This is a genomic window from Pseudomonas sp. MWU13-2862 (assembly GCF_023242495.1).
Classification (GTDB): domain Bacteria; phylum Pseudomonadota; class Gammaproteobacteria; order Pseudomonadales; family Pseudomonadaceae; genus Aquipseudomonas; species Aquipseudomonas gingeri_D.
On sequence record NZ_JALMEZ010000016.1, the window covers coordinates 113,470 to 134,058 of the forward strand.

19 protein-coding genes, 1 tRNA gene and 2 pseudogenes are annotated in these 20,589 nt (G+C 59.7%); 7 read left to right on the forward strand and 15 right to left on the reverse strand.

What is annotated here, in order from left to right; genetic code table 11:
- Positions 1-174: 174 nt before the first annotated feature.
- Positions 175-540 carry a type II toxin-antitoxin system RelE/ParE family toxin gene (locus M5C56_RS25975; protein ID WP_103497066.1) on the forward strand — a complete coding sequence of 122 codons (366 nt, stop codon included), beginning with the start codon at positions 175-177 and terminating at the stop codon, positions 538-540.
- Positions 524-844: a DNA-binding transcriptional regulator gene (locus M5C56_RS25980; RefSeq protein ID WP_103497065.1), complete on the forward strand. Its 321-nt coding sequence runs from the start codon at positions 524-526 to the stop codon at positions 842-844. The genes M5C56_RS25975 and M5C56_RS25980 overlap by 17 nt, the downstream gene beginning before the upstream one ends.
- On the opposite strand, the gene M5C56_RS25985 is transcribed toward M5C56_RS25980, so the two are convergent.
- The 5 genes from M5C56_RS25985 to M5C56_RS26005 form a co-directional block, all read right to left on the reverse strand.
- Positions 841-1,035: a hypothetical protein gene (locus M5C56_RS25985; protein WP_103497064.1), complete on the reverse strand. Its 195-nt coding sequence runs from the start codon at positions 1,033-1,035 to the stop codon at positions 841-843. The two genes, M5C56_RS25980 and M5C56_RS25985, sit on opposite strands and share 4 nt — an antisense overlap.
- A gap of 48 nt (positions 1,036-1,083) precedes the next feature.
- Positions 1,084-1,878: a carbon-nitrogen hydrolase family protein gene (locus M5C56_RS25990; protein ID WP_103497063.1), complete on the reverse strand. Its 795-nt coding sequence runs from the start codon at positions 1,876-1,878 to the stop codon at positions 1,084-1,086.
- 13 nt (positions 1,879-1,891) lie between these two features.
- Positions 1,892-3,574: an NAD(P)/FAD-dependent oxidoreductase gene (locus tag M5C56_RS25995; protein WP_103497062.1), complete on the reverse strand. Its 1,683-nt coding sequence runs from the start codon at positions 3,572-3,574 to the stop codon at positions 1,892-1,894.
- A 288-nt stretch (positions 3,575-3,862) separates the two neighbouring features.
- Entirely contained in the window at positions 3,863-4,324 is a 462-nt protein-coding gene (locus M5C56_RS26000; protein WP_100938519.1) for an Lrp/AsnC family transcriptional regulator, read from the reverse strand.
- Between the two features lie 39 nt (positions 4,325-4,363).
- On the reverse strand, positions 4,364-5,515 hold the full coding sequence (locus tag M5C56_RS26005) for a Fic family protein (protein WP_103495695.1): 1,152 nt from the start codon (positions 5,513-5,515) through the stop codon (positions 4,364-4,366).
- Between the two features lie 196 nt (positions 5,516-5,711).
- On the opposite strand from M5C56_RS26005, the gene M5C56_RS26010 reads away from it, so the two are divergent.
- Positions 5,712-5,963, forward strand: a complete 252-nt coding sequence (locus tag M5C56_RS26010; protein WP_103495696.1) for a helix-turn-helix domain-containing protein — start codon at positions 5,712-5,714, stop codon at positions 5,961-5,963.
- Positions 5,963-6,080: pseudogene (locus tag M5C56_RS26015) on the forward strand (type II toxin-antitoxin system HipA family toxin); the annotation flags it as partial. The gene M5C56_RS26010 and the pseudogene M5C56_RS26015, both read left to right, overlap by 1 nt.
- An 8-nt stretch (positions 6,081-6,088) precedes the next feature.
- On the opposite strand, the gene M5C56_RS26020 reads toward M5C56_RS26015, so the two are convergent.
- Positions 6,089-7,018, reverse strand: a complete 930-nt coding sequence (locus M5C56_RS26020; RefSeq protein ID WP_103495697.1) for a LysR family transcriptional regulator — start codon at positions 7,016-7,018, stop codon at positions 6,089-6,091.
- A 92-nt stretch (positions 7,019-7,110) separates the two neighbouring features.
- Here M5C56_RS26020 and M5C56_RS26025 point away from each other — a divergent pair, with 92 nt between their 5' ends.
- Together M5C56_RS26025 and M5C56_RS26030 are read left to right on the forward strand one after the other, a co-directional pair.
- A complete protein-coding gene (locus tag M5C56_RS26025; RefSeq protein WP_103495698.1) occupies positions 7,111-7,560 on the forward strand; it encodes a heme-binding protein in 450 nt (149 codons plus the stop codon).
- A gap of 583 nt (positions 7,561-8,143) precedes the next feature.
- Positions 8,144-8,461 carry a hypothetical protein gene (locus M5C56_RS26030; protein WP_103495746.1) on the forward strand — a complete coding sequence of 106 codons (318 nt, stop codon included), beginning with the start codon at positions 8,144-8,146 and terminating at the stop codon, positions 8,459-8,461.
- A 480-nt stretch (positions 8,462-8,941) separates the two neighbouring features.
- On the opposite strand, the gene M5C56_RS26035 is transcribed toward M5C56_RS26030, so the two are convergent.
- Positions 8,942-9,406, reverse strand: a complete 465-nt coding sequence (locus M5C56_RS26035; protein WP_103495699.1) for a tautomerase — start codon at positions 9,404-9,406, stop codon at positions 8,942-8,944.
- 95 nt (positions 9,407-9,501) lie between these two features.
- On the opposite strand from M5C56_RS26035, the gene M5C56_RS26040 reads away from it, so the two are divergent.
- Positions 9,502-10,512 carry a helix-turn-helix domain-containing protein gene (locus tag M5C56_RS26040; RefSeq protein WP_103495700.1) on the forward strand — a complete coding sequence of 337 codons (1,011 nt, stop codon included), beginning with the start codon at positions 9,502-9,504 and terminating at the stop codon, positions 10,510-10,512.
- 642 nt (positions 10,513-11,154) lie between these two features.
- Here M5C56_RS26040 and M5C56_RS26045 read toward each other — a convergent pair.
- The 8 genes and pseudogenes from M5C56_RS26045 to rpsU form a co-directional block, all read right to left on the reverse strand.
- Positions 11,155-11,397, reverse strand: coding sequence for a hypothetical protein (locus M5C56_RS26045; RefSeq protein ID WP_054594326.1), 243 nt, complete (start codon positions 11,395-11,397; stop codon positions 11,155-11,157).
- A gap of 10 nt (positions 11,398-11,407) precedes the next feature.
- Complete coding sequence (locus M5C56_RS26050; protein WP_247263363.1) at positions 11,408-11,908, reverse strand: hypothetical protein; 501 nt, start codon at positions 11,906-11,908, stop codon at positions 11,408-11,410.
- Positions 11,909-12,001: 93 nt separating this feature from the next.
- Positions 12,002-12,076, reverse strand: a pseudogene (locus M5C56_RS26055) (integrase); the annotation flags it as partial.
- A gap of 125 nt (positions 12,077-12,201) precedes the next feature.
- Positions 12,202-12,278 (reverse strand) — tRNA-Ile (locus M5C56_RS26060).
- Positions 12,279-12,293: 15 nt separating this feature from the next.
- Complete coding sequence (locus M5C56_RS26065; protein ID WP_103495701.1) at positions 12,294-16,034, reverse strand: EAL domain-containing protein; 3,741 nt, start codon at positions 16,032-16,034, stop codon at positions 12,294-12,296.
- Positions 16,035-16,153: 119 nt separating this feature from the next.
- Positions 16,154-18,004 carry an RNA polymerase sigma factor RpoD gene (rpoD, locus tag M5C56_RS26070; protein WP_103495702.1) on the reverse strand — a complete coding sequence of 617 codons (1,851 nt, stop codon included), beginning with the start codon at positions 18,002-18,004 and terminating at the stop codon, positions 16,154-16,156.
- 67 nt (positions 18,005-18,071) lie between these two features.
- Positions 18,072-20,036 carry a DNA primase gene (dnaG, locus tag M5C56_RS26075; protein WP_103495703.1) on the reverse strand — a complete coding sequence of 655 codons (1,965 nt, stop codon included), beginning with the start codon at positions 20,034-20,036 and terminating at the stop codon, positions 18,072-18,074.
- 241 nt (positions 20,037-20,277) lie between these two features.
- Positions 20,278-20,493 (reverse strand): 30S ribosomal protein S21, encoded by a 216-nt coding sequence (gene rpsU, locus M5C56_RS26080; RefSeq protein ID WP_002551877.1) that lies wholly within the window; start codon positions 20,491-20,493, stop codon positions 20,278-20,280.
- Positions 20,494-20,589 lie beyond the last annotated feature (96 nt).

A 20,589-nucleotide genomic window follows, 5' to 3' on the forward strand; every position in this document is an offset into this window, starting at 1 on the left:
TATAACGCGTCGCCCTGTGCCTGACTCTTTTGGCACGGGGTGTTTTTTTTGTGGGCGGCGTTCAGGGCGCACTGTTTACACAAGGACGCTCCTTCAGGAGTCCGACCAACGAGGTGTGTGACGGACTTGAATCTATATACCACTAAGTGGTATGTTTTTTGGAGAAGGATTTCCATGCCATACAGGTTTTTCAAAACTCGGCGCTTCAGCGTCGATGCGAGAAAGGCACTGATCACCGATGCAGCGCTAGTCGCGGCTATGAGGGAAGCCATTAGTGGTCAGGCGGACAATCTGGGCGGCGGTGTCTGGAAGAAGCGGCTCAACGAGAACCGTCATCGCTCCATTGTATTGGCGAGGGGGCGTTGTTACTGGGTCTTCCAGTTTCTGTTCGCCAAAAGCGATCAGAGCAATATCACGGCACAGGAGCTCAGTGCCTTCAAGGCGCTGGCCAAAGCCTATGAGGGACTCAGCGAAGAGCAGGTCCAACAGCTAGTGGAAATGAAAGAGTTTGTGGAGATAGGTCATGACCAAGACATTTAAAAGCGAGGCACTGGAATCGATTCATGAATCGGCCAGCGCGTTGCAGGCCATTGGGGCGATCAGCAAGGCGACCATGCGTGAGTTCGATGAGTCCTGCCTGGCGCAGGTCCCGGATGAAATCGCGCCGGAACAGATCAAGCAGCTGCGTGAGCGTAACCACGTCAGCCAGCCGGTTTTTGCCCGTTACCTGAACACCAGCGCCTCGACCGTGAAGCAGTGGGAGGCGGGCGACAAGCAACCCAGCGGCATGGCGCTCAAATTGTTGAGCATCGTGCAGAAATACGGCTTGCAGATATTGGCCTAACGTTCGCGACGATTGCGTGAGCGGTCCTGGGCAAAGGTGCGCAGCCCACGGTGGGCGCTGGTTTGTCCGCGAATCAAACCGGCGCGATCGGCAGGTTCTGAGGGCGCTACGGGCGGCGGTGTTTGTGTTGGCTCCACGGATTCGTTCGAGGACACCGGACCTTCGGAGTCGGGAGCGGTTGGCAGGGACATGGGCGTTTCCTTGGAAGAGGAACGCCCATTTTAGCGGATAACGCTCGCTCAGTCCTGGCTCAGGTCCGTATAGAGCTCCGGACGGCGGTCCAGCAGATAGCGGTTGCTGGCCCGTGAGGCCTGCATCAGCGAACGGTCCAGGGTGGCGACAATCAGGGTTTCATCCAGGCCGGCGCGGGCCAGGCGGCTGCCGTCCGGTGCGGCGATGCTGCTCTGGCCGCAGTACTGGATATCGCCCTCGTTCCCGCAGTAGTTGGCGTACGCCACAAAACACTGGTTCTCGAAGGCCCGGGCGCGGATGGTGACATCGGCGACGAAGTCGAACGGCACCATATTGGCGGTGGGCACCAGAATCACCTCGGCGCCGCTCAAGGCCAGGCGCCGGGTGTTTTCCGGGAACTCGACGTCGTAGCAGATCAACAGTCCGAGTTTCCAGCCGCCCAGTTCCACCACCGGGAAGTGGTCAGGCCCGGCGCTGAACATCGAATGATCCAGGTCGCCGTAGAGGTGGGTCTTGCGGTAGTTGCACAGGCTCTGACCCTGGGCGTCGATCAACTGCACCGCGTTATAGATCTGGCCGTCCTCGGCACGCTCCGGGTAGCCGTAGACAATGGCCATGTTCGCCGCCCGGGTGAGGGCGGCAATATGCTGTGCGCTGGTGCCATCGCTAGCTTCGGCCAGGGCACCTACCGCTTCGGCACCGATGTTGTAGCCGGTCAGGAACATTTCCGGGAGCACCAGCACATCCACGCCACGGGCCTCGACGGTCAGGCGCTGCAAGCGTTGCAGGTTGCCCGCGACATCCAGCGGTTGCGGCGGGCATTGATAGAGAGCGATCTGCACAGGCGCGTTCCTTTCAGTCGGCCAGGGCAATCGGGCCGATGTCCTTGAAGACATCGCCCGGTCCCGGGTTCTCGGCGTGGGTGCGTCCACCGAAGTGGTTCATGATGCCCCACACGGCATTGAGCGAAGTCTGTACCGCGCCTTCGACCCAGGCCGGCGTCCAGGACACATCGTCACCGGCAATGAAGATGCCGCGGTGTTCGGCGGGCATATCGGCCTGCATGAAGTGCGCGTACATCCGCTGGTTGTAGCGGTAGTGGCCGGGCAGGGCGCCTTTGAAGGCACCGAGGAAATGCGGGTCGGCTTCCCAGGACACGGTAATCGGATCGCCGATGATGCGCGCGGCGATATCCACTTTCGGGTAGATCTTCTTCAGCGCGTCCAGGGCCAGCTTCACCCGTTTTTCGATGGGTTGCGGAAGCATTTTCAGGGCGTCGCTCATCCATGAGTACGACAGGCAGATCACCCCGGGCTTGTCGTCACCGTTGTCGAACAGGTAAGTGCCACGGGTCAGGCGATCGGTGAGGGTCATGCTCATCAGGTCACGACCGGTTTGCGGATCCTTGTCCTTCCAGAACGGCCGGTCGACCATGACAAAGGTCTTCGAGGACTGCATGTAGCGTGTACGGTCCAGGGCCATCCACATCTTCTGGGAGAACAGCGACTCCTCGCATTCGATCTGGGTGGTCAGCAGCCAGCTCTGGCAGGTGACGAGGACGGCGGCGTACTGACGGGTATCGCCCCAGTTGTCGGTGACCGCGAACTGACCGTCGGCATCGCGGGTAATACGTTTGACGCCGGTACGTGGCGCGCCGTGGTGCAGGCTGCTCAGGCTGGTGCCGGCCGGCCAATGGGCACACCGCTGCGGCACATGGCGCCAGATGCCCAGGGGGACTTGCTCCACACCGCCGACTACCAGGTGCTGGTGGTCGTCGCAGTTGGTCATCACCACGCGGAAGATTTCCAGCATCGAGTTGGGGAAATCCGAGTCCCAGCCGCCGGTGCCGAAACCGACCTGGCCGAACACTTCGCGGTGCTGGAACGACAGCTTGGCGAAGGCCTTGGAGGTGGCGACGAAGTCGTAGAAGGTGCGGTCGTCCCACAGTGGGACCAGGGTGTTCCACAGTTCTTTCAGGCGCGGCACGTCGCGGTCGCGAATGGCCTGCTGGATATCGCCGAAGCGCGAACCGTCTTCCAGCGCGTCGGCCCAGGCGTCGGCGACTTCCTGGAACAGGGCGGGCAGGTCGGCGAGTTTCTCGGCGTAGTAGGTTTCGCCTTCGAGGTCGATCACCGTGCTGCCGGAGGCCGGGGTCAGCGGGTTGGGGAAGGGTTTGGTCTCAAGGCCGAGCTTGTCCACGTAGTGGTAGAACGCCGTGGACGAGACCGGGAAACGCATGCCGCCGAGCTCGGCGATGATGCCTTCGGCGCCTTCAAAGGCCTGGGAGCGCAGGCGTCCGCCCATTTTCGAGGCTTCGTAGACGACCGGCTTGAGGCCCAGTTTCATCAGTTCATAGGCGGCCACCAATCCGGCGATCCCGGCGCCGACAATCGCCACTTCCGCCCCGTGATTTTCCGCCGGGATGCTGCCCAGTCCGGCCGGGTGCTCGATCCAGTCATCGAAGGCGAACGGGAAGTCCGGGCCAAAGATGGTGATGGGTTTTTTACCGTCGGCAGGATGGCGATTGTTCTTGTTCATGGCTGACCTTGCTGGCGACTCGGGCCGGGCGGTGTGTCCGGCTGGAGTATAGATAGGAAAAGACTGAGGCCATTGTAGGGAGCGGGGAGTGCGTTAATAAGACGCAAAGTGTCGTCGTTTTGATCTTGTATGATGCTTTATGACGAACTATTTGTTCGAAGTGACGCGTACCTGTAGGAGCAGGGCTTGCCCGCGAAGAGGACCTTGAGGGCGCTAAAAGCTTCGCGGGCAATCGAGCGTCGACCGGCCGCTCCTACAGGTACGCGTCCAGCCAGCAAACTTGCGGGGTTAAACCGGCTGCCCCCGATCCACTTTGCTACTGAGAATGATCGAGGTCGTGGTCTTCTCCACCCCTTCAACGCTGCCGATCTGGTCGAGTAACTGGTCCAGCTGTTCCGGCGAATCGCTACGCAGCCAGGCTACATAGTCGAACTCGCCACTCACGGCGCAGAGCTGCTGGATCTGCGCCATGGCACTGAGCCGCCGCACCACATCCTTGCCCGAACGCGGCTGCACCGTGATCCCGACATAGGCCTGCAAACCACCATCGACCACCCGCTGACCCAGTCGCACGCCATAACCGGTAATCACCTTGGCTTTTTCCAGGCGTGCCAGCCTTGAGGTGACCGTGGTGCGCGCGATCCCCAACTGCCGAGCCAGCATCGCCACGCTTTCACGGGCATTGATCTGCAGGGCGGAAATCAACTGTCGGTCGATTTCGTCGAGTGCGGGAGGGCGGGTGTCGGACAAGGTCGGGCTCCGGTGGCGGGTGTTGAGAGTGGTGCCATGTTACAGGCTTGAAGGATCCGCCGGCCTTAGGCCGGGAATCTGATAGCGGGTACTGCGTCCGCCTCCGGGAAGGCGATAGAGGCAGCCTTTCTCCAGAAGATCCGCCAGATGACGGGTTGCCGTCGCCTTACTGACTTTGGCGACTGCCTGGTATTGCGCGGCATTGATACCACCCTCGAAACCTCTCTCACCGCCATCGAGCAGCCTGTTGATAACTTTGAGTTGTTCCGGCGAGAGTTGAAGATGGCGACGTTGTTGCCAATACCGTGCCTTGACCAGTACCCGATCGATGTTGGCCTGGGCCTGCTCCAGGCTGCGCAGCAGGGTTTTCAGGAACCATTGCAGCCAAGGGGTGATATCCAGCGAGTCCTTCTGGCTGGACTCGAGTATTTCGTAATAGCCCTTCCGGTCTTCGAGAATGCTCGCGGACATCGCATAGAACCGAATCGCCTGTTGTTCGCCCTGGGCCAGTGCCAGATCAGTGAGGGTACGGGTCAGGCGACCATTGCCATCATCGAATGGATGCAAGGTCACGAACCAGAAATGCGCGACTCCGGCTCGCAATAGTGGGTCGAGTGCCGTGTCGGCCTGACTGGCGTTGAACCAGTGGATAAACGCCGTCAGTTCTTCGTCGAGCCCGGCCTGCGGTGGTGCCTCGAAATGCACGACAGGTCGATCCAGACGTCCGGAGACCACCTGCATCGGCTCGTTACCGCGCAGCCTGCCGATACGGATTTTCGGTGCCAGAGGGCTTTCGTCGGGCTGGAAAAGCAGTGTTTGCCAATACAGCAGGCGCTCAAGGCTCAACGGCGATTGGTGGTGTTGCGTTGCGTCCAACAGCAGTTCCGCCAGGCCCTCGCTACGTGGGCTGGCGGATTGGTCGGCGCTCAGTCCGAGGCGTCTTGCCAACGAAGACCTGACTGAACCGACATTCAGCGGCTCTCCTTCGATGGCCGATGACGTGATGATGTTTTGCAGCAAGGCATCCAGTTCGTTCTGCGCACTGCTGTCCTCGCCGATGGCTGCGGCCATGCCGAGCAAGCGTCCCTGGGCGTGTCCGCATTCCAGCAGCAGCGGCGTCAGGACCTTTTCCTGCCAGGTGAAATGAGGCCAGTCGGGCTGTTGCCAGATCCAGTGAGGCAGATCGTTCATAGAGGACTCCGCATGAGCGTGAGCCGAATAAAAGGCTTATTCGGCTCATTTGGTGAGCCGATTGTGCGATTTATTCGGCTCATCGTCTAGCTGGGAGACGCTGCAGGCTGCACTTGGGTTGAGCGGCATATCTGCTTTGATTTTTCAGAGGTTCGGTATACGTTACATTTAATATAGTTTGTCGCGTATACAGAACATGGATTATGCCCTTATCACAACGCGTCTTGGCGAGCAGGTCCGGCAGCGTCGTCTGAGTCGCGGGTTGACTCAAGCCCGACTCGCTACCTTGGCTGGCATCACCCGACAGAAGGTCATCGCCATCGAGAAGGGTGATCTGTCAGTGGGTATGGTCGCCTATGCGCGAGCCCTGGGTGCTTTGGACTGTGAGTTCGCCGTGGTGCCAGCGGTAATGCCCACGTTGGACGAAATACGGGGAGTGTTCGATTGATGACGACCGTACTGCAAGTTACGACGCCTGAAGGCTGCAATCAGTTTACTGATGCCTGTACGCCCGGATGAATACCGTCACCGAGAGTTGCACCCGATCTTCCAGATGAACAAGCCAATGTCCCGTCAGTCACGTGGCACTGTTATGTGTTCGCCGAATGCCGACTCGCTGAACTTGCCGGAGATGAATGCCACGAAGACTCGCACCCGGTTTGGAACGAACCGCCCGCTCGGGAGTAGCGCCTGCAAGGGGTAGGGATCGGTTTCCCAGTCCTGCAGGACACGTACCAGACGCCCTGCCCGTAGTTCTGGTTGTAATTCGAGTGGGGTCTTGAATAGAAAGCCAGCGCCCGCGATGGCCCATTCGCGGGCGAGGGATGCGTCGTCGACGCAGCGGTCACCACTCACCCGCACCTGCATGTCCTTACCATTCCTGGAGAACTTCCACAGACGGTGTTCCTGCCCGCCACGGCCAAATACAAGGCAGTTATGCTGCGTCAAATCGAGCGGGGTCATGGGCGTACCATGCCGTCTCAAATACTCGGGCGATGCCGTAACGATAGGCCTTTGCATCAATAGCGGGCGTGCAACCATACGAGAATCCGCCAGATTGCCGTATCGAATGGCGATGTCTACTTCATCCTGTATGACATTGAGTGTTCGGTCCCCGACTGCAAGGGCGAACTCGATAGCTGGATGCAGGGCAAGGAATTCATCGAACCAGGGCAATAACGTGGTTCGGGCCAGATCGGAAGGCGCCGCCACGCGCAACCTTCCAACCAGGCCCGTATGTTCCGCCGCTACCTGAGCCTCCCCTTCCGCAACCAGGTCAAATGCGCGGCTCGCGTATTCAAGTAGCGTCTGGCCTTGCTCGGTCAAACGCATGGCGCGTGTCGAGCGCTCGAATAAGCGTGTACCCAACTGTGTTTCCAGCCGTTTGAGCATCGCACTAGCGGCTGCCGGGGTCACCCCCATGACCTTGGCCGCCCCGGTTAGGCTGCCAGTGCGCGCCGTATATACCAGTACCACCAGGTCGCCGATATTTTCAATTTTCATTTGAAAGTAATAGCCATGAATGGGCCTTATCAATTTTATCTTACCAATACAGAATTCGCCTCACGACAACTCGCCACGCAATCGGAGGCACTATGAACGCACCTGCAATCACCCAGTCCCGCCAAACGGTCGCCATCTCGACCATTTCCCGCGACGCCGCATTGGCCTTGATCGATGCCGCACGCGCGGCCGGCCGCGATATCGGCATTGAGGTTACGATCGCCGTTACTGACGCAGCCGGCCACTTGAAGGCTTTCGAGCGTTCCGACAAAGCGGCTTTTTTGACTGCTGAGGTTGCCATCGACAAGGCTTGGACCGCCGCGTCGTTCGGTTTGGCCACGCAGAAATGGAACGAGATCCTCGAGAATGGGCAGGTCGCCCAACTGGCGCATCGTCCTCGACTTGTCGCGGTCGGCGGTGGCTACCCAATCATCCTCAATGGTGAGGTTGTCGGAGCAATCGGCATCTCGGGCGGTAACGCGCAACAGGATCATGATGCTTGCGTCGTCGCTTTGAAAAGCCAGGGGTTCGAGCTGCAATAAGGGCTGGGCGCTGGTCTGGAGGAGTAATCTCTTCATCACTGAGCCCAGTGTCGGCGGCCAGCGGAATCGGCGCTTGTTTGATTCTGCGCGTCGCCTGTTTGTCGCCGCTCAACATTTTTCTCAGTTGTGCGCGCTCAGTTTCATCAAGATCTACCCGCGTGTGCACCTTGAGGAACATACATTTGCACACGTTTTTCAAGTTGCGCCAGCTAAGTACGACAATTACCTTTTGACTGTCGCTGCAAATTCAGCGATCGGGCTGGACACCCGTGGTTTTCAAACGTAGTCGCACAATGCCGCGCATGCGGTATTCTTGTGTTCGCTTTATGGCGGACTGTGCGCGGGACATCCTTGAGGGGTGTGCCGGGTCCTACGTTACCCGGTTGTCCACCTGCGTACAGTTCGTCACCTTTTCGCTGGACACGAAAATGTACGAACTCCTTGAGGTATTTCTTACGTAGGAGTTTTACCTGTGACCAAGAAAATCACTCCCGATCCGCCTTCCGTTTCCAAGGCCCCCAACTCAGATGAGGGCAGTGCTCTCGTTCGTGGCGTCGTTGAAGGCACCAACGACTCTGTAAAGTTGATCCGGTCTGATACGGCCCGTTTGCTTGGTACTCTCTCTTTTACAGTATCCAAAACCATCGATCACGCTGACCCTCTCAAACCCTCGATTTTTGCCATCCAACCAGGCGTCAATGCCCAGGACGCGCTGATCTATGTCTCGAAATTGCTCGAAGCAGCCGAACTGAACGGTGACGAAATCAGCTTGCATACGAATCCGGTGGAGCGATCCCTGTTCTGGGGCATGCTTCACTCGGTAGAAATGGCTCGGGCTGTTGTGGATGCTCTGCTCGAGGGATCGACCTCATCCCATCTAGATGACCGACCATTTGCTTGAAATGGTGTGAATTTTTGAGATTGGACGAATCTTGGACGGAAGGCGACTTTTGGCCCTTTTTAGAGCCGGAAAATGCGCTGTGCCAGAAATGCGAAGGCCGCGTAAGACGCGGCCTTCAGAGGTGGTGGGCCCACACGGACTTGAACCGTGGACCAAAGGATTATGAGTTGCTGGGCGAACTGGTATGCCTAGAGAAAGCGTTCGTAGGTGAACGTAGGTTGGCATAGCTGGAGGCCCCGTAGTACGTGGTGTTAAGCGTAACTTTGAGAAGGTTGCTCAAGCTGAGTACTGTACCGTGGTTGTACTGATTTTGCAGCGTTTGAGGCTCGCTCCACTATGCAGTTATGCAGTTACCCGAAACCAAGGGGAAACAGCTGGACTGATCGATCCCGATGCTCCGGCTCTTAAGTCGGAGCATTCTCCTTGAGGCCAACCGTATCCCTTGGCAGACGTAAGCACATGTTCAATGAAGTGGGCGATTCACGGAGCGCTGGAGGGCACCACCTGTGGCATATGTGCATACCCCGCCGCTGCCACGAACTGCGGAAGTCGCCACAACTGACCGTTTGCGCCCCACGTCCCATCCTCTACGTCGCTGACGATGATGGAGGTCACCAGCCGCTGTGCTTCAGGTACCGGCACGATTTCCACGATCGCCTGATGCACTGCTGCGGCATAACGCGCACGATGCGCGTCATCCAGCACACCGGCTGGGGCCAGGATCTGCACTAGGCATGGTACAAACTGGCTGAAGTCGTCGCTGCCGCCGCAGCGCCACAGGCCCGCAGGAATCTCCTCGGCGATCACCCAGCATAGACGGCGCTGACGCGGGTCCGGTCCCAGCCCACTGCACTGTGTGGCTGCCGCGTCGACGGCGGTGAGCATCCGTTCACGCTGCTGCGCGCTCAGTGCGCCGGCAGGGGTCTTGATGAAAATAGTCGGCATTGATCACAGCTCCTGTGGGAAAGAACCTCCATTAAAGAGCACGACCACCGCGAGCAACAGTGGCCGATTTGCCGTAAATCATGCACTATCAGTCAATGTACGATTTCACTCTGGTGGTGCCCCAAGGCGCCTTCGCTTCTAGCGTCACCCTTACCCTGGATCTACTGGCCACCGCCGCCAAGCTTGCGTCCCGGGTAGGTGTGGTCGCGCCACGCTGGCGCGTGTGTGGTATTAGCGCCGGTACCCTAGAGTTGTCCGGCGGCCTGCAACTAAAGGTCGCAAACCTGCCCCTCCAAACGAACAAGCACGACTGCTGGATCCTGCCTGGGCTGGATGTAGACGACGCCGCGCAACTCAGAGTACGGATGGCCCAGCCGGACGTCGCACCACTGGCTGCAGCCCTGCGTCGTCACGCCGAAGCTGGCGGCAAGATTGCTGCTTCGTGCTCGTCCGTGTTCTTGCTCAACACCGCCGGACTGCTGAATGGGCGCTGCGTCACCACCACCTGGTGGCTGGCATCCGCGTTGCGTCACGCGGCTCCTCAGGCACGCGTGGAACCGGACCGCATGGTGCACGCCGATGGTCCACTGATCACCGCAGGCGCAGCGCTGGCCCACGTGGACCTGCTGCTGTATGTACTGCGCCAGAGCTTCGGTGAGCGGCTGGCCGCGATGATAGGTCAGGCACTCCTGGTGGAGCGTCGACGCCTGCAGTCGCCCTATATGTCCCCGACGATGATGGCGCCCGAGAACGGTCTGATTGCCCAACTGACCGCGCATATTGCGCAGACAATTCCAGCGCCGGTGACAGTGGGCGCGCTGGCTCTCAAGGCGAACGTATCCACGCGCACGCTCAACCGGCAGGTCACCAAAGTGCTAGGCTACGGGCCGCAGCAACTGATCCAGTCGGTGCGATTGAACAAGGCGCGCGTGCTATTGGAAGGTAGCGGACTTTCGGTAGAGGAAGTGGCTGCCGAGGTGGGACTAGGAGATGCGGCGACCCTACGACGGTTGCTACGCAGGTGGCTGAATGTGATGCCGAGTCAGATTCGTGGGGAGGGGATTGCCATTGGCAGTTCCAGGCCCAGGCCCTTGTCGCGTCAGTGAACAGCCGAGGAGATCCTGGAAACCAGTCTCGCAGTCATAGACAAGCAGCCCTGGCCGACCAGCAGTCGTAGCTGGAAGAGGCCGAACACGGCCAATAGCCGGCATGCCGATCTCATCTCTTTGGGTAACCCTCACTTCTCGGCCAACGAGTTAAAAAAGCTTGCAGGGTAGTGCACTGGTAAAGTGAAAAAAGCTGAAAGCGGCGTAATCCGTGGGTTTGGCGTAATTTTTAGAAATCTGCGGTAGCTCATGACTTTACCACCAGTTGTACTGGCACGTCGGCATTCCAGTACAAGTCCGCAATCTCAGTGGCATGGATGCTGGAGATACCCCGCGCGACAAGTCGCCCTGGCTCTCACCAGCTCGCTTGAAAGCAAGGCGTTTGCGCTTCCATAGCGAGCTGTGTGAGATGTGCCTCTACGAGCAGTTGAGGGTGCGGCAAAAAACTTGGACTGGTTATGCCGCGAGACCCAGGCCAGTGGGTCAGTTTTCAATCAGCGCCAACATTACCAGTATGTTCAAAGTAACCCCCAATCCGCCGGCAAGGTCCAACGCTAAGATCATCGATCAACGCGCTGTTGATCGACTGTTGTCCCATATGATTTTGGGTCAGAGACGGCACCGAAAAATCGTGCCAGGGCTTCAGTCCCCCTCCGTGAACCGCCGCCGCGTCAGGAAAAGCACCACGCCCAGCGGCACGGCCAGCAGTGCTAGCAGCTCCAGGTCAAAGCCCAGCACCTGCTGCTCACCAACCTTGAAGATGCTGACCAAGCCCGTTGCCAGCAGCGCCAAACCCAGCCACTTGCGCAGCGGGTATGGTTTCAGAAACTGAACGAGGATCGCGCCCAGCACCAGAAGGACGACAGTTTGCATGATGTAGGGCATGTGCAGTTCCTCAGACCTTGATGACCAGCGTCACGACAGAGCGCTGTGGGCCAATCCCGCCATGGACCTCTCCCTCGATGCTGACCAGCACGTCACCTGCATGCAGGTTCGGCAGGGCCCCTTTGAGGTACCAGTTGACACCTGTCGTCACGACTGCACCTGAAGCCCAGCCAATGAGCGGCCCGCCCAACGTACCTACCCTCCCGGCAACGCCACCTGAGGCCGCAGCAATTCCCTTGGCGACGTTGCCGCGCATAGTGCTGATAGCATCGGCCTGCTGCCGGGTCAGGGGATTGGAAATGCAGACTGTCAGCAGGCATGGCAGGTTTCGAGCCTGCATTCGGTCGTACATATCGACGACCATGCTGTTGACTTGGTAATGGGCGCGTTTCGCTTCGCCAAAGTGCAGCTCGCGCAGGCGACCTCGGTCGCTTTCCATGAGGGTGATTTGAGACAGATTGAAGACGATCCCTTCCTCGGACCTGTACTGCGTGGTCTTCTCGAACTTCATGCGCGTATCCATTCGTGCAAAAAGACGATGATTTTCTACAAGCGGTGACTAAGATGCAAACGGTCTGTGATGTGAGGCCCCGGTGAATAGTACGGCGACAGTGGGCCAGCCATTTTTACGAATGAGCGCCTTCCAGGTGCCGGAAGGGGTTTTGATGAGAGTAGCCATGAGAGGGGGCTCCTAGGCGGCTGGCGAACCAGCACTGTACCTAAATTGTACCCTTGGACCATAGGACTGTATCTGTGGTGAGCCGCCCAGAAACGCGAAAGCCGCGCAATGCGCGGCTTTGAGTATGGTGGGCCCACACGGACTTGAACCGTGGACCAAAGGATTATGAGTCCTCTGCTCTAACCAACTGAGCTATAGGCCCTCAGTAGGCCGCGAATTATAGCGATGGTTTCTCGCGGGGGCTATCCGAAAACTCCGAAAGCCTCATATGAAGGAAGGTCGCGGCGAATTCTTCGGCCTGTAGCGGCAGGCTGACGATGTAACCCTGGATCTGTTCGCACCCTTCGACGGCCAGGAAATCCTGCTGTGCCTGGTTCTCCACACCCTCGGCAATCACCGTGAACTGCATGCTGCGGCCCAAGGCGATGATGGCGCGCACAATAGCGGCATCATGGGGATCGTCCGGTAAACCACGTACAAACGACTGGTCAATTTTCAACACATCCAGCGGCAGGCGCTTGAGGTAGCTCAGTGACGAATAGCCGGTGCCGAAGTCATCAATGGCCAATTGCACCCCCAGGTGCTTGAGTTGATGCAGGACCTCCAGGGCCTCCTCGGCCTGGCTCATGATGAAGTTCTCGGTGATCTCCAACTGCAGGCAGCCGGGCTCTAGCCGGTAATCCCTGAGCAACTGTTCGATCCGCGCCAGCAGGTTCGGTTGGCGCAACTGCGCGCCGGCGAGGTTGACCGAGAGCGGGCCGAAGTCTCCGTGGGTCCTGTTCCAACGCTGCATCTGCCGGCAGGCGCGCTCCAGCACCCAGTCGCCAATCTGCAGGATCATGCCGTTTTCTTCGGCCAGCGGAATGAAATGCTCCGGTGGTACCTCGCCCAGAGTCGGATGCTGCCAGCGAATCAAGGCCTCGGCCCCCACCAGTTGACCGCCGTGGAGACTGATCTTGGGTTGGTAGAGCAGTTGCAGTTCCTGGCGCTCGATGGCCCGGCGCAGTTCGTGCTCCAGAGCCACGCGTTCGCTGGCCTGGGCCGTGAGGTCGCGGGTGTAGCTTTCGACCCGGTTACGACCCTTGGCCTTGGAGCGGTACATCGCCGCATCGGCGTTCTTGATCAGGCTGGCGACGTCATTGCCGTCCTTGGGATAGAGGCTGGTGCCGATGCTGGCACTGATAAAAAACTCGTGTTCACCCGCCTGGAACGGCGCGCCGAAGCAACCCAGCAGCTTGTTGGCCAAGTGCGTGGCGTCGCTGGCCTGGTGCAGGCCCGGCAGCAGGATGATGAACTCGTCGCCGCCCAGTCGGGCCACGGTGTCGACGTCGCGCAGTTGCTCCTTGAGCCTGACGGCGATGCCCTTGAGCAGCAGGTCGCCAACCGGATGGCCGAGGCTGTCGTTGATATGTTTGAAACGGTCGAGGTCGAGAAACAGCACCGCCCCCTGGCCGCCGTTTTCGGCCTGGCTGTTCAGGGCGGCCAACAGGCGGCTTTCGAACAGGGTGCGGTTGGGCAGGCCGGTCAGCGGGTCGTGGTGGGCCTGGTAGTCCAGGCGCGCCTGGGCATGTTTCAGGCTGGAGATGTCGGCGAACACGGCGACGAAGTGGGTGATGACGTTCTCGCGGTTACGCACGGCACTGATGGTCAGCCAGCTAGGATAGAGCTCGCCGTTCTTGCGCCGGTTGCAGATCTCCCCCTGCCAATGACCTTCGGCGGTCAACTGGTGCCACATGGCCGCATAGAAGGCGCTGTCATGCTGGCCGGAGGCAAGCAGGCGCGGGGTGTGGCCCAGGGCCTCGGTTTCGCTGTAGCCGGTGATTTCACTGAAGGCCCGATTGACCGCACTGATGTGTTGCTGGATATCGGTGATCAGTACGCCTTCGGCAGTGCTTTCGAAGACGGTGGCGGCCTGTTGCAGCTTTTCCTGCATGACGTGGCGTTCGGTGATGTCCCGGGCGATGGTCAGCATGCAATCCTCTCCGCCGATCGGCAGCGGCCGGCTGGACACTTCGCACAGGCGGATCTGCCCATCGTTGCGGCGGATATGGCAGCTGAAATCGCGGACGAAACCATCGCGCCGCATCAATTCGAGCATGTGTTTGCGTTCGTTCAGGTTGACCCAGATGCCCAGTTCCAGGGTCGATCGATCCAGCGAGGTGGCACTGTTGTAGCCGGTGAGGTGGCTGAAACCTTCATTGACTTCCAGCAGCAGGCCGTCGCTTTGCCGGCTCAACAGCAAACCGTCGGGGGAGGCGTGGAAGGCCTTGGCGAACTTTTCTTCGGAGGTTTGCAGTTGTTGTTGGGTTTGCTTGAGCTGGCTGATGTCCCTGACCACCACCACCAGGGCCGGCGTGGTGTCGAGTTCGAAGGGCTCGGCGGAGATCAGTCCGGTGAACATTTGGCCATTGCTGCGCCTGAAGGGCATCTCCAGGTTACGGATACTGCCGCCCCTTAACCGCTCCAGCAGTCCCGAGCCGACACCGTCGATGCCCCAGATATTGAGCTCGGTAGCGGTATGCCCGATCACCTCCCGGGCGCTCATGCCGATCTGTTCCTCGAAGGCGGTGTTGACTTCCAGCAGGTGGCCGTCGGACAGGCGGGCGATCACCAGGATGTCCGGGCATTGCTGGAAGACCGAGGCGAATTTCTGTTCGGACAGGCGCAACGCCTCTTCGGTCCGTTTGGTTTCGCTGATGTCGATCATCAGGCCACGGATAAGCGGCTCACTGTCGTGTTCGATCAGGCTGACCAGGTCGCGGACCCAGAGCGTGCGACCGTCGGCGCTGATCACCCGGTAGTCGAGCGTGTGGTCGCGGCCCTCGATGATCTCCTTGTCGCAGAAGGCCTGGGCACGGGTCAGGTCGGCAGGGTGGGTGATGCTGCGCCAGAAGCCGGGAATCAGCCAATGGGCCAGCGGATAACCGAGCAAGGCTTCGGCGTGGGGCGAGACGTAGGTGTAGGTGAAGTCCATGCGCGCTTCCCAGGCGATGGCCGACAGGCTCTCCACCAGGCCGCGGTAATGGTATTCGCTACTGCGCAGTTCCTGCTCGAGGGCCACGCGCTGGGATATTTCCGAGCTCAGGCGGCGGTTGATGCGAATGACCGCAGCCAGTATGGCGATCAGCAGCAGGGCACAGGGCAAGCCGTAAAGCAGTAGATCGGCCCAGATGGAGCGACTGGTCAGGACGTTGCCCACCCAGCGGTTCTGGATCGTCTCCTTTTCGGCGACGGTCATGTCGGCCATGACCTTGTCGAGAATCCCCACGAGGACTTTCTGTTCCTTGGGCACGGCCATCGCCAACTGGTAGCGATAGGGCGTTTCACCGCTGACGTAGAGCCCTTCGAGCTTGAGCTGGTTCAGGCTCCAGACACTGGAGGCGAGATCGCCGATGACCGCATCGACCTCATCGGTGGCCAGGGCCTGCAGGGCCGAGCTGATATTGGGCATGGGGACGAGGTTGAGGTCCGGATGATGGCTGCGCAATAGCTCGTGGGGTGCGTAGTTCTCCACCACGGCTATTTTCAGGCCATAGAGTTCTTTCATGTCATGGGGGTTGGCGCCGCCTTCATGGGCCAGGATGACAATCGGAAAATCCAGGTAAGGGCGGGTAAAGGACAGATAGGCTTGCCGTTCCGGGGTCGACATGATGCCGGGCAGCAGGTCGATCTGGCCGGCCTTCGCCTGTTCCAGCACCTCGGTCCAATTCACCGGCTCGATGGGGCTGAGCGTGATGTCCAGGCGGTTTTCGATCAGGTGAACGTAATCGCTCGTCAGTCCCTGGTAAGCGCCATTTTCGCCCCTGAACTCGAAGGGCGGCCATGAGGCATCCACACCCAGGCGCAGTTGCGGGTGGGCTTTCAGCCAGTCACGTTCATCATCGGTGAGATTCAACGCGCCAGCCGTTGCGGTCCAGGTAAGCAGCAAAAACAGAAGCAGGGCCGACAGTCTGGGCATAACGGTCTCGTTATGGCTCGGAGGAATGATTCGAGTGTAGACGGGCAGCGCACGGACGGCGGGCAGAGAGAAGGGAAACTGCAGAAAGCAAAACCCCCGGCGAGCCGGGGGTTTTGGTATTACTCGTCGAGGAAGGAGCGTAAATGCTCGCTTCGCGTCGGGTGGCGCAGCTTGCGCAACGCCTTGGCTTCGATCTGGCGAATCCGCTCACGGGTAACGTCGAACTGCTTACCGACTTCCTCAAGGGTGTGGTCGGTATTCATGTCGATGCCGAAACGCATGCGCAGAACCTTGGCTTCACGGGCAGTGAGGCCTGAGAGTACTTCGCGTGTCGCTTCTTTAAGGCTCTCAACGGTAGCAACATCGATTGGCGACTGCATGGTCGAGTCTTCGATGAAGTCACCCAGGTGGGAGTCTTCGTCATCACCGATCGGGGTTTCCATGGAGATCGGCTCTTTAGCGATCTTCAATACCTTGCGGATCTTGTCCTCAGGCATTTCCATGCGTTCGCCCAGCTCTTCCGGGGTCGGTTCGCGACCCATTTCCTGCAACATCTGCCGGGAAATGCGGTTGAGCTTGTTGATCGTCTCGATCATGTGCACCGGAATACGGATGGTGCGGGCCTGGTCGGCGATCGAGCGAGTGATCGCCTGACGGATCCACCAGGTGGCATAAGTCGAGAATTTGTAGCCGCGACGGTATTCGAACTTGTCCACGGCCTTCATCAGGCCGATGTTGCCTTCCTGGATCAGGTCGAGGAACTGCAAACCGCGGTTGGTGTACTTCTTGGCGATGGAGATCACCAGACGCAAGTTCGCTTCAACCATCTCTTTCTTCGCGCGGCGGGCCTTGGCCTCGCCGATCGACATGCGACGGTTGATGTCCTTGATCTCGGCAATCGTCAGGCCGGTTTCGGTCTCGAGCGCGGTCAGCTTCTGCTGGCAGCGAACGATATCGGCCTGTACGCGACCAATGGCTTCGGCGTATTTGCTCTTGCCCTTGGCCAGTGCATCGGTCCAGCTTTCGTCGACTTCGTTGCCCGGGAACTGGCGCAGGAAGTCGGCACGCGGCATGCGGGCATCACGCACGCACAGCTGCATGATGGCGCGTTCCTGCTGACGCAGGCGATCCAGGGCACCACGAACACGCTCGACCAGGCCTTCGAATTGCTTCGGTACCAGTTTGATCGGCATGAACAGCTCGGCCAGGGCCAACAGTTCGGCAATCGCCGCCTTGTTGTTGCGACCGTGCTTTTTCAGGGCCTTGCGGGTGATCTCCATTTGCTCGGCCACGGCGCCGAAGCGCTGTGCGGCAATGATCGGATCGGGACCGCTTTCGGCTTCTTCTTCGTCGTCGGTGCTGGCTTCGGCTTCTTCGTCGTCCGTGTCGTCGTCGGCTTTAACGGCCTTGGCGTCGACAGGCGGCGGTACTTCGGCGGCCGGCGGCGCAATGCCGTCGTCCGGGTCGATGTAGCCGCTCAGGACGTCGGACAGCCGACCGCCTTCGCTGGTAACACGATCGTATTCGCTGAGGATGTGATCAACCGTGCCAGGGAAGTGCGCGATTGCGCCCATCACTTCACGGATGCCTTCCTCGATACGCTTGGCGATTTCGATTTCGCCTTCACGTGTGAGCAGCTCTACCGTACCCATTTCGCGCATGTACATGCGCACCGGGTCAGTAGTGCGACCGATGTCGGTTTCCACGGCCGCCAACGCAGCCGCTGCTTCTTCGGCAGCGGCTTCGTCGGTATCGGCTTCGGCCAACAAAAGGGCATCCGCATCCGGAGCACTCTCGAATACGTTGATCCCCATGTCGTTGATCATGCGGATGATGTCTTCCACCTGTTCCGGATCTGAAATATCCTCCGGCAGGTGGTCGTTGACCTCGGCGTAAGTCAGGTAACCCTGCTCACGACCACGGCTGATCAACTCTTTGAGGCGAGACTGCTGTTGCGCTTTTCCGGACATAACACCCTATCCACTGAAGGTCTTGGCGGGCAAAAAACAAGCCGAGGATTATACCCGAGCTATGACCTCACGCGCCAGTTGAGGTCGGGTTTGATGCAGGAAGATTGCGTTTTAGCAGCTCAAGCAGCTGAATTTTGTCTTCAGCGCTCAAATCGCCTTGTCGCGACTTCCTGATGAGTTGTTCCAGCTTTCGCTCGGTTTGACGGGCTGACAAGCTGGTTATGGTGTCGAAAAACTGTTGTTCAAGGTTCTCTCCTTCAATCAGCCACTCCTTTTCCGCCAGACGGGTGAGTAATCGACCCTGTTCGGTGCCGTGCCAACGCGATATCAGTTGAAATGAGCTTAGCCCAGGATTCTTTTGCACGGCTTCGAGCAAGGCCACGAGCAGCTGTGCATGGGTGTTTTCTTCGTCCGCGAGGTGACCGGCGGTCTCGACCTTGCCGGCCAGTTGCGGGTGATGGACCAGGGTGCGCAGGGCGGTGAGCGTCGGTGGCTCGACGGCGGCCGGGATGCGCGGGCCGCGGGGCTCGTCGCGGTCGCCACCGCGCTTGCCGTTCTTGTCCCAGGGCTTCTTGTCCCACTTCTTGCCGCCCGCACCGGGCTTTTTCGGCGTCCACTCCTGCTGGGGCGCGTAAGCCTCCTGCTGGGGAACATGATAGTCCGAATAGTCGGGCATGGCGTCATAGTCGATACCGGGGTCATAAGCCGGCGGCGCGTCGGCCGGTGCGCTGTGCACCAGTTGGCTGACGGTTTCGTGGGTCAGGCCGGTGATCTGGGTGAGGCGCTGGCGCATCAGGGTGCGCAGGTTGGCGCCCGGCACCTTGTCGATCAACGGCGCGGCGAGGGTGGCCATGTGTGCCTTGCCCTCCAGCGAGCGTGGATCGGCTTCTTCGGTCAGTTGCTGGAAGAAGTAATCCGCCAGGGGCTGCGCGTGCTGGTTGATCCGGGCGCGGAAGGCGTCGGTGCCTTCGGCGCGAATCAGGGTGTCCGGGTCTTCGCCTTCGGGCAGGAACAGGAAGCGCGCGCGGCGGCCATCCTGCAGGCTGCCCAGGGTCGCTTCCAGTGCGCGCCAGGCGGCGTTGCGGCCGGCCTGGTCGCCGTCGAAGCAGAACAATACGTTGGGCACCACGCGGAACAGGCGCTTGAGGTGTTCTTCGCTGGTGGCGGTGCCCAGGGTCGCGACGGCATTGCGCAGGCCTTGCTGGGCCAGGGCGATGACGTCCATGTAGCCTTCGACGACGATGATTTCGTCGAGGTTGCGGTTGTTCTTGCGCGCCTCGAACAGGCCGTAGAGTTCCTGGCCCTTGTGAAACACCGGGGTTTCCGGGGAGTTCAGGTATTTCGGCTTGTCGTCGCCCAGCACCCGGCCGCCGAAGGCGATGATCCGGCCGCGGCTGTCGCGGATGGGGAACATCACGCGGTCGCGGAAACGGTCATAACGCTTGCCGGTTTCGGCGTTCTCGATCAGCAGGCCGGCGTCGATCATGGCTTTCTGCTGCAGGGTGTCGCTGGACAGGTGCTTGAACAGGTTGTCCCAGCCCGGCGGGGCAAAGCCCAGGCCGAAATCCCGGGCGATTTCACCGGTCAGGCCGCGGCCCTTGAGGTAGTCCACCGCCGCCTTGCGCGCCGGATGGCTTTTCAGGGCCTGGCGATAGAAGTCGGCGGCCGCGGTCAGGAGCGGGTAGAGCGGCGAATCGGTCGGCTGGCGCGGTTTGCGCGCATGTCCGCTTTCCTCGCGGGGTACTTCCATGCCGGCGGCTTTGGCCAGGTCCTCGATCGCCTGGGGGAAATCCAGGTTGTCGTGGTCCATGAGGAAGCCGAGGGCATTGCCGCCAGCGCCGCAGCCAAAGCAGTAGTAGAACTGCTTGTCCGGGCTGACGCTGAAGGACGGTGTCTTTTCCTTGTGGAACGGGCAGCAGGCGGTGTAGTTCTTGCCGGCTTTTTTCAGTTGCACACGGGAACTCACCACGTCGACGATGTCGGTGCGGTTGAGAAGGTCGTCAATAAAGCTTTGGGGAATTAGCCCGGCCATGGCGTTCTCATCATCGCAGAGTGCTCGATAGCTGGAACGGAAAGGGTGTGCTCGTCGGTAGCCTTGGAAGGCTCGTCAGAAAGACGCGCACCGCTGGCAAGTGCCAGGTCTGACGGGGTCAAGCAGGTTCGTCTGGGTCGCATCGGCGGCTTCGACGGTGAAGCATCAAGCGATATCCGCAAATGCCATTAGCCCGGCTGAGGGCCGGGCTTGGCAGAAGCTTGCAACGAACGTCTGTGTATTAGTACAGACGAACGGCGCGGCGCTGTTCGCGCTGAACTTTCTTGGCGTGACGCTTAACAGCAGCAGCTGCCTTGCGCTTACGCTCCGAAGTCGGCTTCTCGTAAAATTCGCGGCTACGAACTTCAGCCAGAACACCGGCTTTTTCGCAGGAGCGCTTGAAACGACGCAGAGCTACGTCGAAGGGTTCGTTCTCTTTAACTTTGACGGCTGGCATCCAGAGCTACCTTCATTCATTACCGGGGTCGACGTCCTCAGGCAAAAGCGCACTGGAGATCGTCGGTTTTTAAGGGTTGCGGATGTTAACCCCTCA

Excerpts from the sequence above, each read along its gene's own strand:
- M5C56_RS26020 (WP_103495697.1), bottom strand. The coding sequence starts at position 7,018 with ATGAAAATTGAAAATATCGGCGACCTGGTGGTACTGGTATATACGGCG.
- rpsU (WP_002551877.1), bottom strand. The coding sequence starts at position 20,493 with ATGCCAGCCGTCAAAGTTAAAGAGAACGAACCCTTCGACGTAGCTCTG.
- M5C56_RS26040 (WP_103495700.1), top strand. The coding sequence starts at position 9,502 with ATGTACGATTTCACTCTGGTGGTGCCCCAAGGCGCCTTCGCTTCTAGC.
- rpoD (WP_103495702.1), bottom strand. The coding sequence starts at position 18,004 with ATGTCCGGAAAAGCGCAACAGCAGTCTCGCCTCAAAGAGTTGATCAGC.
- M5C56_RS25975 (WP_103497066.1), top strand. The coding sequence starts at position 175 with ATGCCATACAGGTTTTTCAAAACTCGGCGCTTCAGCGTCGATGCGAGA.
- M5C56_RS25995 (WP_103497062.1), bottom strand. The coding sequence starts at position 3,574 with ATGAACAAGAACAATCGCCATCCTGCCGACGGTAAAAAACCCATCACC.
- M5C56_RS26025 (WP_103495698.1), top strand. The coding sequence starts at position 7,111 with ATGAACGCACCTGCAATCACCCAGTCCCGCCAAACGGTCGCCATCTCG.
- M5C56_RS26035 (WP_103495699.1), bottom strand. The coding sequence starts at position 9,406 with ATGCCGACTATTTTCATCAAGACCCCTGCCGGCGCACTGAGCGCGCAG.
- M5C56_RS26065 (WP_103495701.1), bottom strand. The coding sequence starts at position 16,034 with ATGCCCAGACTGTCGGCCCTGCTTCTGTTTTTGCTGCTTACCTGGACC.
- dnaG (WP_103495703.1), bottom strand. The coding sequence starts at position 20,036 with ATGGCCGGGCTAATTCCCCAAAGCTTTATTGACGACCTTCTCAACCGC.
- M5C56_RS26050 (WP_247263363.1), bottom strand. The coding sequence starts at position 11,908 with ATGAAGTTCGAGAAGACCACGCAGTACAGGTCCGAGGAAGGGATCGTC.
- M5C56_RS26005 (WP_103495695.1), bottom strand. The coding sequence starts at position 5,515 with ATGAACGATCTGCCTCACTGGATCTGGCAACAGCCCGACTGGCCTCAT.
- M5C56_RS25985 (WP_103497064.1), bottom strand. The coding sequence starts at position 1,035 with ATGTCCCTGCCAACCGCTCCCGACTCCGAAGGTCCGGTGTCCTCGAAC.
- M5C56_RS26010 (WP_103495696.1), top strand. The coding sequence starts at position 5,712 with ATGGATTATGCCCTTATCACAACGCGTCTTGGCGAGCAGGTCCGGCAG.
- M5C56_RS25980 (WP_103497065.1), top strand. The coding sequence starts at position 524 with ATGACCAAGACATTTAAAAGCGAGGCACTGGAATCGATTCATGAATCG.
- M5C56_RS26045 (WP_054594326.1), bottom strand. The coding sequence starts at position 11,397 with ATGCCCTACATCATGCAAACTGTCGTCCTTCTGGTGCTGGGCGCGATC.